Genomic DNA, 12,621 nt, shown 5'->3' with positions numbered 1-12,621 from the left:
AAATGGCTCAAAAAGGCATCAACTGATGCCTTTTATTTCACTCTACTTCTCAAAACCTTCTTTCCTAGTTGGTTTGTGCCAGAAAAACAATAAACTACTAAAGTAAAATGGATTGGATACAATATTAATTTCACGGGAGACTTCAATGTCACAGAAACCTGTTTTTAAAACGCGCACTCAGCTCGTTGAGGAAGCAATTCGAACTCAGATCTTGAAGGGCGAGTTAAAAACTGGTCAACCTTTACGTCAAGATGCGTTAGCAAAAGAGTTTAATGTTAGCCGAATTCCTGTGCGTGAAGCGTTAGTTCAATTGGAAGCACAAGGACTCGTTAGCTTTGAACCTCACAAAGGTGCGACGGTCACTGAGCTATCTCCAGAGAAAATCAATGAGCTATTTGAACTGCGCGCTGTCGTGGAATGCCACATTTTAGAGCGTGCGATTCAAAATATGACAGACGCTGACCTTGAACGCGCGCGCGAAGTTCGCGAACGTTTCGAGTCAGTAGTGAACAGTGGCGACGAAGTAGAAGAATGGAGCAACTACAACTACGAGTTCCACAAAGCCCTATATGCGCCAGCCAACATGCCTGAAACTATGGACGTCATTTACAACCTGAACACAAAGTGTGACCGATACATACGCATGCAGCTATTGTTTACTACAGGCATTAAAAAGGCAGAAGAAGAGCACTTAAACTTGTTTGAAATGTGCCAAAATCGCGATATCGAAGGCGCCAAGTACCTGCTGAAAAAACACATTCTAGAAGCGGGCACAGCGATTCGAAACCTGCTGCTTGAAAGGCAAAATATCAGCCAGTAAACGGAATAACGAATAAGGTGATATTCAAGGATGAATGTTGGACCAAAGTTTTTACTCGCAGCGCTACGACAAAAGATTAAAGAAGAAGGGCTTTGCTACAATTCCTTGTCAGAGAAAAGTGGCATCCCTCTATCTAGTATTAAACGCCACCTACATAATCCAGCTTTAGGTTTGGATAAAGTACTTGTTTATCTGAACTACCTGAATACCGATCTCATCGAACTCGCAACCTTAGCTAACGAGCTTCAGCACCAAAACGAGCAAATGCTAACAGATGAAGAGAGCGCCCTTTTCGTTGAGCATCCTTATTTACTTGATTTTATTTATATGCTGACTTCTCGTGATATTAAACCGCAAGAGATAGCCCAAACTTACGGACTTTCTGATACAAGCTTACGATTCTATTTGCGTATCGCGGAAATTCTAGGATATGTCGAAAACTTCGGAGACGGCTTGTTTTACCGTTCTGGTCGTCGATTTATTATGGAAGAAGGTACGGCATTAGACACCTTATTCAAAGAGCGATTTCAACAAGATTCGCTTTCTCATGATATCAACCCAGGCGTATGTATAGGTCGCATTAGACTCACCGAAGAGCAGAAAGTGCAAATAGAGGACGAGCTTTGTAATAAATTAGCGAAACTTAACGCAGTTAACACTTCCAACAATGAAGGTGAACTAACAAATATATTAATGCGCTGCACTCCCGGTGCTCAGATATTTTTCGCTGATGATTTACCTAACATTGACGGAAGCCTATTAAAGCACGTCGCTCAACTCACTAAATTAAGTTAAAGCATCAGACAAATAAATCAAACAAATCCCAGATAACATCATATACCCCTACCAAACTATTGATTCAAAGCGTTTCCTGAATCTAATTCTGATTTTTATTTAGCAAGCATCGCTTAGTCAACTAAGAACTTGTCTTAATTTCACACTTATTAATTGTCTTGTTAGCTCTTTTGAAATAGACAGAAAACTTAAGTAATGACTAATTTAGCTTAAGTATAAAAGACAACTTTTTTACGTTATTTACCTCACACTATTTAACTATAAATTTGCAGACGAACAAATTAAATTAATACATTCACCTAGCTAATAAAAACAAAAGCAAAACACATAATTATAATTCTATTATTTATAAGGACATAGAAAAGTGAAATTTAAGTATTCTTTAGCAACGGCAGTCACTCTCGCATTATTACAAGGCTGTGGCGGTGGCGGCGGTGATGGTTCATCACCTACTCCGTCCACTAGCAGTGCAAACGGTCCAACATGGAAAGCCGGTGATTTTAGCCAACCGTCGAAAACGTTTATCAACCAATGTGAAACGCCCCGCGTCGGACTGGACCCATATGACAACTATGCCGCCTATCCAGATAAATTGGGCTCTGCATTACACGAAAAACTCTTTTTAAGAGCTTTTACTAACGAAACGTATCTATGGTATGACGAGGTTCCTGATAATAATCCAGCAAACTACAAAACTGTTACTGATTACTTCAATACGCTGGTCACCTCTGCTACTACCGCGACGGGTAAACCAAAAGATCGCTTCCATTTTACCGTCTCTTATGAAGATGATATGAAATCATCGCAATCCGGTTTAGTTGCTGGATTTGGTTTTAACTGGGCATTCCTACGTGGCATACAACCTCGAGACGTTCGTATTTCCTACACTGAAGAAGCCTCGCCAGCTGATAGAAGCGGCATTGCTCGTGGTGATAAGCTTCTGAAAATCAATAATATTGATGTGGTTAACACCGGTAGTCAGTCCGACATTGATTTTATTAACAAAACGCTCTTTAACCCTGACATCAATCAAGATTACACCTTCACATTTGAGAGTGTCGACGGTCTAGTGAAAACCGTGACGCTTACCGCCTCTGATGTCATGACCTCTCCAGTTAAAAATGCCAAAGTGATTACACACAAAGGTATGCGGATCGGCTATCTGCAATACAACTCCTTTGAACCAAGCGCTCAAGCCCCGCTTATTGAGGCGTTCAGTACGCTCTCAGCAGAGAATGTTGACGAGATCGTCGTTGATTTACGTTACAACGGCGGTGGCTTAGTCCTTCAGTCCTCGCAAGTAGGCTACATGCTAAGCGGTGCTGGTCAGAACCGAGTCTTCAGTGAGTTGATTCACAATGACAAAGTGATGCGTACCATTAAAGATGGGGATAACATCTATCGCTTTACAAATCTAGCAATAGACTGGGCAGCACAGAAATATTCGGACCAAGTGCTTCCGACACTGAACAAAAAGCGCGTATATGTGCTGACTTCAGGAGGCACGGCTTCCTCAAGTGAACTGCTAATCAACGCTTTGCGCGGCATTGATGTGGAGGTTATCCAAATAGGTTCAACAACCACAGGTAAACCGTACGGGTTCTCACCAGAACAAAACTGCGGCACTATGTACTACACTATTCAGTTCAAGTCGGCGAACGAGAAAAAATTTGGCGACTTCGCTGATGGTTTTATTCCTACTCCAAAGAGCCAAATCAATACCGAGCTAGGCTTAGACAATAGAGTGGAAGGTTGCTGGGTCAATGACGACCTAACAAAACCATTAGGCGATCCATCTGAAGGTATGCTTTCTGCGGCACTAAACTACATGGAAACTGGAACCTGTCCGCCAGTATCCCCTTCAAGTTTCAACGCCATGCCGCGTAACATTTCATCTCCGGAGTTAAGCGATCTTCGCTCTCCGCTACGAACAGAGGCAATTCATGTTGAGATCAACTAACTTTTTACGAATGCTGATTCGGGTTGCGCTTTTCTTAGGCACTTCGATTTCTTTGATAGGATGCCAAGCTATGTCACAAGAACCCGTTGAAGCATTGAGTAAAAAGAACTCTCCGGAAACAGTCATAGAGATTCAAAACGCGATCGCAGAAATCCAAGGGACACCAGCACCTAGAATCGCAAATAACGTATTTGAATCCTCACCGCATTTGTTGATTGAAAAAGGACGAGTAAAAGGGAACAACAATCAACTGTTGGATGGCAGCTATGCGGATCTTCCAGACCAATATACGTTGCAGATAAGAGGTGAAACCTGTGGCTTGTACTATGCCAAAACAGATACTTTTGTCTCTCTCAGTTCACTAGATTGTGAGCCCATCATTAAGTTTTAGATCTCCCAAAATAGAAGCCCGCTGATATCAGCGGGCTTCCTACTTTATTGTTCAGTGTGAAACGGTCAACGTTACTTGAGTTCAATCCATGCTCTGCGCTGTTGCTTATCCATGTATGACCAAGCTACAAAGCGGCTCACTTTCTGCCCTTGACTCATTTCAACCACACGAACGGCTTTCACACCCAATTTTTCAAGCTGCTTACGCATCGGGCGAACGTTGTCTTTTTTGGATATAAGTGTTGTAAACCACAAGACCTGCGCGGCAAAAGCTTGGCTTTCATTCGCCATTTTTCGGATAAACGCCGCTTCTCCGCCTTCACACCACAATTCAGCGTTTTGACCGCCAAAATTCAACACAGGTTTACTTGTCTTTACTTGTGCGGTTTGAGGTTTTAGCCCTTTCTTGCGCTGGTTTGCTTTTAGATTATCGATTTTACGCTGGCTGCCCATAGCGGCATCTTCCGCCGAACGGTGGAATGGCGGATTACATGTCGTCACATCATAACGATCATTCGGTTGAATGATACCTCGATAAATATTGGCATCATTGTATTGCTGTACCAGTGCAATTTTTCCCGTCAAAACACGATTGTGCTCTACGATCGTTTGAGCCGATTGGATGGATTTTGGATCGACATCGCTGCCCGTATAGTGCCAACCGTATTTTGTTACACCAACAATCGGATAAATACAGTTTGCTCCCACGCCAATGTCCAACGCTTTCACTTTTTGGTGCGCGTACTGACCTTTTACTTCACCATCAAGAAGTTCTGCCACTCGGTGAATGTAATCAGCGCGGCCCGGAATCGGTGGGCAAAGGTAGGTGTCGGGAATGCCCCAGAACTCGATACCATAATACGCAGCAAGCAATGCTTTATTGAGAATTTTAACAGCGTTAGGATCAGAGAAGTTTATGGAGTCTTCCCCTTTCGGATTTTTGATAACGAATGGCTTTAACTGTGGTTCACTTTCCACGAGTTTTTTAAAATCGTAACGACCTCGATGAACATTACGCTCATGCAAACCATTCTTCGCTATTTTTATGAACTCGACTTCGCTCTTTCCTGCAGGCTGCGAGGATTTGCGCGCAACTTTGTCTTTAACACGCTTCGGCTTGGCTTTATTCGCGTCTTTATTCTGAGCCGCCTTTGAAGTCTTTGGCTTTGCTTGCTTCGCGTTGTGATTATTGTTCTTCATTCAAATTCGCTTTTAAATCGAGGTAAATCATAAACAAACGAGCATCAAATTCGAGTTGGTGATACTCAGGCTCCATATAGCAACATAGCTGATAGAACGCCTTGTCGTGGTTTTTCTCACGAGTATGCGCCAACTCATGTACCACCAGCATTCTTAATAGTGGCTCGGGCGCATCCTTAAATACATTGGCAATGCGAATCTCGTTTTTCGACTTCAGCTTACCGCCATGGTTTCTACTGATTACACTGTGCAAACCAAGCGCGTTGTTTACCGCGTGAATTTTCTTATCGTAGACGACTTTACTGATTGGCGCGGCTTTCTTCATGTAGCGGTTTTTGATTGCCATGGCGTACTCATAGAGCGCCCTTTCGCTTTTGATTTGGTGCCTGTCGGGATAACGCTTCTCGAACCAAGGAACAAACTTGCCACTCGCTATCAACGAGCTCACCTGCTCTACGATGTTTTGTGGGTAGCCTTGAATGTATCGAAGTGACGGATGCATAGAATTAACGTCTGTTATGACAAAATAAAGGCGCTCAATATACCTGAGATAAAGGACAGTTTCACCTTAGCTTTCGCCTTTCATTTATTGTGAAAGGCCGTTAAACTTCGCCTCCCAATGATAATGGAGAGAAACTCAATGAAACGTGTCGTCCTTTACGTCAAAGACAAATGCCCTCACTGCAAAGATGCTCAACGTTATCTGGATTCGAAAAATATTAACTATCGTTTGTGCAATGCTAAGATGCAACGCGGTCGCAAAGAACTTGATGCGCTTGGTGCTCGTTCAGTGCCAGTTTTAAAAATTGGTGATCGGGTAATGATTGGCTGGAACCCAAAGAACTTCGAGAAGATGTACAAAGGCGACTAGTGCTCGGACGATGAATCTGCGCTGCGTTTAAACGTAGCGCTTGATAAAGTCGATAAACGTTCGATCTGCTATTGATAAATACCCCTGCTTGCGCCAAGCAAGTGCCAGATCCAGCGTCACTGGTGGTTCAAACGGTAAGCCAACAACGCCCGACTCATGTTGAGTCACCAATTCCAGTAACGCGGTAATCGCAAACTCTTGTTTTACAATACTCAAAATCAAAGGCAGTAAGTTGGTCTCGAATGATGACTTCATGGTAAACCCATGCTCCTCACTCACCTGATCCAAAAATTCGCGGTGAAAATAGCCATGCTGAAACATAACCAAATCGTGTTCAAAGAACTCATCAAAAGTAAGAGCGTGTCGCTGGGCTAACTCATGCTCAGGTGAAACAACTGCGACCATTTGGCTAGTAAACAAATGGTCAGTTTCTAGATCATCAGGCACATTATCACAACTGATCACACCAATATCGAGTTGACCATTGAGCAGCATACGACGAATCGATTGAGTTCCAGCTTCGACCAAGGTCAATTTTAACTCAGGGAATTGGCTTTTAAACGCCATCACAATTCGTGGAAAGAAATAACTGCCCATCATTGATGGCGTCCCTAGTCTTACTTCGCCTTTCGCTAAACCTTTCAACTCATCAATCGCGAGCTGCGCGTCGTGCAACTGTTGAATCACCCGCTTAGCATGCACAAATAACGTTTCGCCCTCTTTCGTTAAGCTGATTTTTTTATCATCACGGCGAAATAGGGTAACGCCCAAAGACTGCTCAAACTTTTTGATAGAAATGCTTAATGCGGGCTGGGCAATATGCAGGGCTTTCGCCGCATGGGTAATGTTTCCGTGTTCAGCGACCGCCAGAAAATGTTTAAGTTGTTTCGATTCCATTAGATCAAAAATATATGGTGTCCATATTTTTAATATATTTTTTTAATTTATAACGAACTGATAGATTGATCACAGTCTCTCCATTTGCTCACATTAGGCAGGATTCATGGTCAGTTTTGGCACACCGGAATACAAACGCATTACGCTCTCGCTAGCGCTTGGTTCCTTCTTGGTTTTTTCAAATTTATACCTACTACAGCCAATGCTGCCCACTTTTGCCCAAATTTTTACGATCTCAGAAACGCAAGTGAACTGGTTATTTGCGGCCTCAACACTCGCTCTCTCTTTTAGCCTCGTTCCGATGGCTGTGTTGTCAGAATCAGTGGGACGAAAGCCAGTCATGATGGCTGGTCTGTTTTCGATTCCTACCCTTTCCGCTTTGATGCTGTTTGGTGACTCATTTCTGTTTTTGGTGGTATGTCGAGCACTGATCGGTGTCGCGCTCGCAGCTTTTGCTGCGGTCGCCGTGGCTTACATGGCAGAAGAGCTCGACAAGCACGCTTTCTCGATGGCAATTGGAACGTACATTGCGGCTAACTCATTAGGCGGTATTGCAGGGCGTATTAGCGGCGGCTTATTGGCGGACAATTTCAGTGTTGATGTCGCCATTGAAGTTATGATGGTGTTCACTCTGCTTGGTGTCATTGGCGTTCACTATTTATTGCCAACACAGCGCAACTTCACCCCGTCATCAAGCAGCTTGCGCCATCAAAATCGTGCGCTTATTGGTCATTTTAAAAACCAACGCGTGTGGTTCGCGATGCTGATAGGAGGACTCAACTTTGCTTTGTTCGTCAACCTTTACTCCGTCATGGGTTTCCGTCTGGTGAGTGAACCTCACAATGTGCCCGTCGGGTTGGCCTCACTGATCTTTATTTGTTACTTGGGAGGGACTTTCTCCTCTCGTTGCGCAGGCCACTGGAGTAAACGTTATTCATCAATCCTCGGTATGTTCTTAGGCGCGATAGTGAGCATGACGGGGATGTGGATTGCGGCGGTTGAAAGCTTGACTGCAATGCTAGTTGGATTGTTGCTAATAAGTTTTGGTGCCTTCTTTACTCATACCCTCGCCTACGGATGGGTCGGTCAGAATGCCACTCGTGCCAAAGCCACCGCGACAGCGCTCTACTTAGTACACTACTACGTAGGCGGTAGCTTAGGAGGATTCTTACTTCTTTATTGTTGGCAGCATGGAGGTTGGTCGAGTGTTCTTATGGGGGGAAGCGCCGTCTACCTAGCAATGTTTGCTGCAATTGCGTATTTGAAACACATTGCCGAAAGAAAGCATACTGACCAAACACCTGACACTGCGAGTTTAAAGAGTAGCTAAGGTACGCTCATTTACGTAATACCTCTCTGGTTACTTGGATAACCAACTCTGCTATGCTTGCGCTACTTTAATAAAACCAGAAAGTCGTATGTCAACGCGTTCAACACAAAACACAGATATCGAAGCGATCACTCAACAGGTCAACCAATGGCTCAACGATGTGGTAATCGGGCTCAACCTTTGTCCGTTTGCTGCCAAGCCGCAACGTAATAAACAAATCAAAATCTTTGTTAGTGAAGCGACTCAAGAAGAAACGCTTCTTGAAGATATTTTATTGCAACTGATTGAGCTGAGTAACACAGAGCCCGAACAGCTTGAGACCACGTTGGTTGTGGTTCCCAACATGCTACAAGATTTCTGGGACTACAACTTTTGCATAGATTGGGTTGAAGGATTAATTAAGCAGCAAAACTGGGAAGGTATTTTCCAAGTAGCGACTTTCCATCCTGATTACTGTTTTGGTGGCGCAAGGCCTGAAGACGACGAAAACCTGACCAATCGTTCTCCTTACCCGATCTTCCATTTGATTCGCGAAGAGAGTATGGAAAAGGTACTAAAACACTATCCTGATCCTGAATCCATTCCCGATACGAACATCGCTCGTGTTTCCTCCCTTTCAGAGGAAGAACGTAAAAAGCTGTTCCCTTACCTATTTCGTTAAGCACCACTATTCCCCAAAGGCAGATTTATCACCAGTTAGATGCAATGCCCTTGGGGTTCAAAGTGCGGTTTGGTATCATTGCCGCTTCAATCGATTCAATGGAAATTAGAATGCAACTGTCAAAGCTAACCCAAGAGATTTTTGATCACTTATACCGTGATATCACCGAGTTCCGTAGTACGTTCGACTTACCAGTCGCAGACGCTGCAAGCCTTGATACGCAAGCAGACACACTACACACCTCTTTGGCGATCGAAGAGCTAACAGAGCTAGCAGAAGCAGATTGTAAAACTGAGCAAGCAGATGCCATCGTAGACAGCGTGTATGTATTAATGGGCCGTCTCGTTCATCTTGGCCACAGCAAAGTAGAAGACAATCTGGCGATCAGCTACTTAATTGATCTTCTATTAAACGTTGCGGTAAACCGTGGTATCGAGTTTATTCCTTGCTGGGATGAAGTACATTCAAGCAACATGAGCAAAGTATGCCGTAACGAGCAAGAGTACTCAGAAACAGAAGCATTCTACGCAGAACAAGGCATCAAGTTGATGGCGGTGCAGAAAGGTGAATACATCATCGCGAAATGCGCCGAAGATTTCGTATCGGAAGGTAAAACCATTCGTAAAGGCAAAGTACTCAAATCTGTTTACTACCGCCCAGCAGATCTAAAACCGCTAACTCAGTAAGCGTTGAGTTTGGCTTTCTCGATTAAAAAAACGACCTCAAGTAGGTCGTTTTTTTATTGTCCCTAAATACTAATCAAAGATTAAATAAGGTTGCTCATCTACGATGACCTTTTTGACTTGAGTATTGAACACTTCCCCGAGCGCTTCTTCCGTTAGCACAGTATCGGCACTTCCTGATGAGTGCAGCACACCGTTGTTAAGCAGCAATACTTTATCTGCGTGCTTTAATGTGCGATTGAGATCGTGATTAGCAACCAATACTCCAATCCCCTGCGCCGCCATAGCGTTAATCAATTGATAGAGCAGACCCTCTTGCGCAATATCTAACGGTGCTGCTGGCTCATCCAAAATTAAAAACTGCGAAAAAGGATTAATGGTACGCCACACCTGCAAACATACACCTGCTAATCGGACACGCTGCCACTCACCACCGGATAATGTTTGAATACTGCGATGAAGCTTATCTTGCAGTTGTACCAGCTCCACCACCATATTGACGGCATCACGCACTTTGATATCCGCAATCTCAGCGCCACTCGGCAGAGATAGTGCTAGATACTGAAAAACATCGACATTAAATGCAGGGCGTGATTGCTGACACAAATAACCTCGCACATGAGCTTGCTCTGACAACGGTAAAGTAAGCAAGTTTTTGTTGCCAACGTACACTTCACCACTCATACCGTCTCGGTGACTTAACGTACCAGAAATCGCAGCCAATAAAGTACTCTTACCGGAACCATTAGGCCCAACGATATGTACGATTTCGCCAGCTTTGCATTCAAAAGAAAGAGGCAATAATCGACTACCAACCGACATATGTTTAACGTGCATCATGACTCTTCACCAGCATCCAGATGAAAATAGGTGCGCCAATCGATGTTGTCATGACACCTAAAGGTAACTCTGCGGAGTCCAATAACAGTCTTGCGCCGATGTCAGCAAATACAAGCAACGCAGCACCAGATATTGCAGAAAGTGGCAATAAATAACGGTTTTCCGTACCAAAAGCCAAACGCAACAAGTGCGGCACCACCAAACCAACAAAACTGATGATGCCACCCAAAGCGACTGAACTACCCACCAAAACAGAAATGGCGAGGATCAATTTCCAACGCATTTGATGCACATCGACACCCAATTGGGTTGCATGAATCTCACCCAGCATCAATTTATCAAGCGATTTGCCTTTACAACATAACCAGATAAGCACCGGTAACATCACCAAAGTAACGGTATGTTGATACCAACTTGCACCGCCAATACTGCCCATTAACCAATACATCAGTTGGCGTAAACTGAGATCATCACTAAAGTAAAATGCCCACGTCACAATCGCGCTCGATAAAATACCCAATGCGACCCCAACCAAAAGCAATCGAGCCGTCGTCAGGTGCATTGCCCTTGCTATCGCCACCAAAACAAACGTGAATACCATCGAGCCTGCAATCGCTGCCAACATAAAAACAATCGGGGTAGGAAGAACAGGTGACGCGAACATGATTAAGACCATTGCTAAGCTTGCGCCACCAGAGATACCAAGCACGCCAGGTTCAGCCAACACGTTCCCAAGCAACACTTGTAACGTCGCGCCAGATACCGCTAACGCAGCACCAATAATTGCCGCAGACACTAACCTCGGTAAACGCAAGTCCACCAATAACTTCTGTTCAAATGCAGATAAGGATTGAAAAGGAGAAAGGAAAATTTCTCCGACCATCAAGTGAATGGCAGAGAGTACAGCGAGCACGATCGACATAACCATCAGGTTACGTTGCCAGCGTCGTTCCTTGTTCAAGATAAGTTGTTGAAAATCCATAGCGGCCGATAAAAACAAACGAGGCTTAACCTTACAGTTAAGCCTCGGTAAATTGCAATTAACTTCTCAAAGCAATGTTGGATTAATCGTAAACCAACTCACCCTTTTCAAAACGGGTTTTCACTTCACAAACCATCAGAGCTGCACGTTGACCTATTGCGACGTGGCGGTTCGGGAAGACAATCGCTTCGTTTTCATTCTTCGCCATTAATGGTTTGTCGCCATCATGACCAAACACTTCGCCGTGAACAAATGAGGTGAAGTTTTCAACATTGTCGTCGAACATAAAGTCAAAGTCTTCGTTCAAACGAACGATTGTGCGACTTACGCGATACTTAATGCATGGTTTTGGTAGGTGTTCTGGCTTCGTTTCCGCAATCAAATTACGTAAAGACAAATCAAACGCGGTCAGTTTATCGAGGTCATTTTCACCGATACGAGCCACACGCCCAAGCTCCATCGTCAGAGCCTGCGCACCAAAGTTCTCGGCACTGTACCAGCTAAACGTACTCGATGGGGAGTTTGACAGGAGCACAGCTTCAATGTGTGCACTGTCCAAGAAATCGATCAATGCTTTGCTGCGCACAGGATGGCGAGTCTTAGGACTTACTGCAAACGTATAGTGCTTGGAGCCTCTAATCGCGCAGTGTAAATCAAGGTGCCAGCGTGTTGTCGGGTCGGTATCCTGATAAAAATCTCGAACAAGCAGCTTAAGTGTATCGGCGATAACAAGCTCTTTTGTCTGTTTGTGTTCTTTTTCGTCAAACAGACGGTTGAGGTTTTCTTCGAGGAATCGCGTGTGCGCCAGAGTGGATTCTGGGTGAGCGATAATGAACAGACAACGGGTATCGACCGTCTGGAACCCAGATTCTATGTCTTGAATAATGGAATCCACCAGCTCCATCGGTGCGGTTTCATCTCCGTGAACCCCACAAGAGATGATGATGTTCTTCGTATCCTGAGTATAATTCGCAGGGATTACTTCTAATACACCACGCTGATAGAGTTTAAGTTTTACACCGCTAGAAAGCACCTGCTCCGCTGGTGCAACATCAATATGAACATCTAACGTGTCAGTTAAAAACGATTGGCGAAAGAGAGACTTCGTCATGCGTTACTCCTTAATAGCACGGCGGATATGTTAATAAATTGTACAAAGGATTTTTGTTGCTGCGATCTCACTTATGAGTAG

Annotated in this window: 14 protein-coding genes; 8 read left to right on the top strand and 6 right to left on the bottom strand. The window is 44.2% G+C overall.

Translation table 11 applies throughout. The features are described 5' to 3' along the window. Nucleotides 1-145: 145 nt before the first annotated feature. The 4 genes from R7D93_RS08720 (at nucleotide 146) to R7D93_RS08705 (ending at nucleotide 3,966) form a co-directional block, all read left to right on the top strand. Nucleotides 146-820: a GntR family transcriptional regulator gene (locus R7D93_RS08720; RefSeq protein ID WP_053303155.1), complete on the top strand. Its 675-nt coding sequence runs from the start codon at nucleotides 146-148 to the stop codon at nucleotides 818-820. A gap of 30 nt (nucleotides 821-850) precedes the next feature. Continuing rightward, nucleotides 851-1,615, top strand: a complete 765-nt coding sequence (locus R7D93_RS08715; protein WP_005389771.1) for a hypothetical protein — start codon at nucleotides 851-853, stop codon at nucleotides 1,613-1,615. Nucleotides 1,616-1,979: 364 nt separating this feature from the next. Further along, a complete protein-coding gene (locus tag R7D93_RS08710; protein ID WP_213968896.1) occupies nucleotides 1,980-3,575 on the top strand; it encodes a S41 family peptidase in 1,596 nt (531 codons plus the stop codon). Between the two features lie 70 nt (nucleotides 3,576-3,645). Next, a complete protein-coding gene (locus R7D93_RS08705; RefSeq protein WP_052484232.1) occupies nucleotides 3,646-3,966 on the top strand; it encodes a hypothetical protein in 321 nt (106 codons plus the stop codon). Between the two features lie 71 nt (nucleotides 3,967-4,037). On the opposite strand, the gene rlmF is transcribed toward R7D93_RS08705, so the two are convergent. Beyond that, entirely contained in the window at nucleotides 4,038-5,165 is a 1,128-nt protein-coding gene (gene rlmF, locus R7D93_RS08700) for a 23S rRNA (adenine(1618)-N(6))-methyltransferase RlmF (protein WP_213968895.1), read from the bottom strand. Beyond that, nucleotides 5,152-5,667 carry a M48 family metallopeptidase gene (locus R7D93_RS08695; protein WP_005377870.1) on the bottom strand — a complete coding sequence of 172 codons (516 nt, stop codon included), beginning with the start codon at nucleotides 5,665-5,667 and terminating at the stop codon, nucleotides 5,152-5,154. The genes rlmF and R7D93_RS08695 overlap by 14 nt, the downstream gene beginning before the upstream one ends. 138 nt (nucleotides 5,668-5,805) lie before the next feature. Between R7D93_RS08695 and R7D93_RS08690 the strand changes: the two genes are divergently transcribed. Next, a complete protein-coding gene (locus R7D93_RS08690; protein WP_005377871.1) occupies nucleotides 5,806-6,036 on the top strand; it encodes a glutaredoxin family protein in 231 nt (76 codons plus the stop codon). A 27-nt stretch (nucleotides 6,037-6,063) separates the two neighbouring features. On the opposite strand, the gene R7D93_RS08685 is transcribed toward R7D93_RS08690, so the two are convergent. Then, a complete protein-coding gene (locus R7D93_RS08685; protein ID WP_005389786.1) occupies nucleotides 6,064-6,933 on the bottom strand; it encodes a LysR family transcriptional regulator in 870 nt (289 codons plus the stop codon). Between the two features lie 106 nt (nucleotides 6,934-7,039). Between R7D93_RS08685 and R7D93_RS08680 the strand changes: the two genes are divergently transcribed. From R7D93_RS08680 to R7D93_RS08670, 3 genes are all read left to right on the top strand, one after another. Continuing rightward, nucleotides 7,040-8,263 carry an MFS transporter gene (locus R7D93_RS08680; protein WP_124008770.1) on the top strand — a complete coding sequence of 408 codons (1,224 nt, stop codon included), beginning with the start codon at nucleotides 7,040-7,042 and terminating at the stop codon, nucleotides 8,261-8,263. Between the two features lie 88 nt (nucleotides 8,264-8,351). Next, on the top strand, nucleotides 8,352-8,924 hold the full coding sequence (locus R7D93_RS08675; RefSeq protein ID WP_130546033.1) for a DUF1415 domain-containing protein: 573 nt from the start codon (nucleotides 8,352-8,354) through the stop codon (nucleotides 8,922-8,924). Between the two features lie 110 nt (nucleotides 8,925-9,034). Further along, nucleotides 9,035-9,610: a nucleoside triphosphate pyrophosphohydrolase family protein gene (locus R7D93_RS08670; protein ID WP_005377875.1), complete on the top strand. Its 576-nt coding sequence runs from the start codon at nucleotides 9,035-9,037 to the stop codon at nucleotides 9,608-9,610. Nucleotides 9,611-9,679: 69 nt separating this feature from the next. Here the strand turns inward: R7D93_RS08670 and btuD are convergent, their stop codons facing one another. From btuD to R7D93_RS08655, 3 genes are all read right to left on the bottom strand, one after another. Beyond that, a complete protein-coding gene (gene btuD, locus R7D93_RS08665; protein ID WP_017820884.1) occupies nucleotides 9,680-10,447 on the bottom strand; it encodes a vitamin B12 ABC transporter ATP-binding protein BtuD in 768 nt (255 codons plus the stop codon). Beyond that, the gene (gene btuC, locus R7D93_RS08660) at nucleotides 10,434-11,429 is read right to left on the bottom strand and encodes a vitamin B12 ABC transporter permease BtuC (RefSeq protein ID WP_042521936.1); all 996 of its coding nucleotides are present in this window, start codon (nucleotides 11,427-11,429) and stop codon (nucleotides 10,434-10,436) included. Before btuC ends, btuD begins: the two co-directional genes overlap by 14 nt. An 82-nt stretch (nucleotides 11,430-11,511) precedes the next feature. Continuing rightward, complete coding sequence (locus R7D93_RS08655) at nucleotides 11,512-12,540, bottom strand: succinylglutamate desuccinylase (protein WP_225495586.1); 1,029 nt, start codon at nucleotides 12,538-12,540, stop codon at nucleotides 11,512-11,514. Nucleotides 12,541-12,621: the final 81 nt, after the last annotated feature.

It is taken from the genome of Vibrio sp. YT-15, from assembly GCF_033337445.1.
Classification (GTDB): Bacteria; Pseudomonadota; Gammaproteobacteria; order Enterobacterales; family Vibrionaceae; genus Vibrio; species Vibrio alginolyticus.
The sequence above is the reverse complement of the archived record's forward strand: the minus strand, read 5'-3'. Positions and strand labels throughout refer to the sequence as shown.

Excerpts from the sequence above, each read along its gene's own strand:
- R7D93_RS08680 (WP_124008770.1), top strand. The coding sequence starts at position 7,040 with ATGGTCAGTTTTGGCACACCGGAATACAAACGCATTACGCTCTCGCTA.
- R7D93_RS08720 (WP_053303155.1), top strand. The coding sequence starts at position 146 with ATGTCACAGAAACCTGTTTTTAAAACGCGCACTCAGCTCGTTGAGGAA.
- R7D93_RS08675 (WP_130546033.1), top strand. The coding sequence starts at position 8,352 with ATGTCAACGCGTTCAACACAAAACACAGATATCGAAGCGATCACTCAA.
- R7D93_RS08715 (WP_005389771.1), top strand. The coding sequence starts at position 851 with ATGAATGTTGGACCAAAGTTTTTACTCGCAGCGCTACGACAAAAGATT.
- btuD (WP_017820884.1), bottom strand. The coding sequence starts at position 10,447 with ATGATGCACGTTAAACATATGTCGGTTGGTAGTCGATTATTGCCTCTT.
- R7D93_RS08705 (WP_052484232.1), top strand. The coding sequence starts at position 3,646 with ATGTCACAAGAACCCGTTGAAGCATTGAGTAAAAAGAACTCTCCGGAA.
- btuC (WP_042521936.1), bottom strand. The coding sequence starts at position 11,429 with ATGGATTTTCAACAACTTATCTTGAACAAGGAACGACGCTGGCAACGT.
- R7D93_RS08695 (WP_005377870.1), bottom strand. The coding sequence starts at position 5,667 with ATGCATCCGTCACTTCGATACATTCAAGGCTACCCACAAAACATCGTA.
- rlmF (WP_213968895.1), bottom strand. The coding sequence starts at position 5,165 with ATGAAGAACAATAATCACAACGCGAAGCAAGCAAAGCCAAAGACTTCA.
- R7D93_RS08655 (WP_225495586.1), bottom strand. The coding sequence starts at position 12,540 with ATGACGAAGTCTCTCTTTCGCCAATCGTTTTTAACTGACACGTTAGAT.
- R7D93_RS08670 (WP_005377875.1), top strand. The coding sequence starts at position 9,035 with ATGCAACTGTCAAAGCTAACCCAAGAGATTTTTGATCACTTATACCGT.
- R7D93_RS08690 (WP_005377871.1), top strand. The coding sequence starts at position 5,806 with ATGAAACGTGTCGTCCTTTACGTCAAAGACAAATGCCCTCACTGCAAA.
- R7D93_RS08685 (WP_005389786.1), bottom strand. The coding sequence starts at position 6,933 with ATGGAATCGAAACAACTTAAACATTTTCTGGCGGTCGCTGAACACGGA.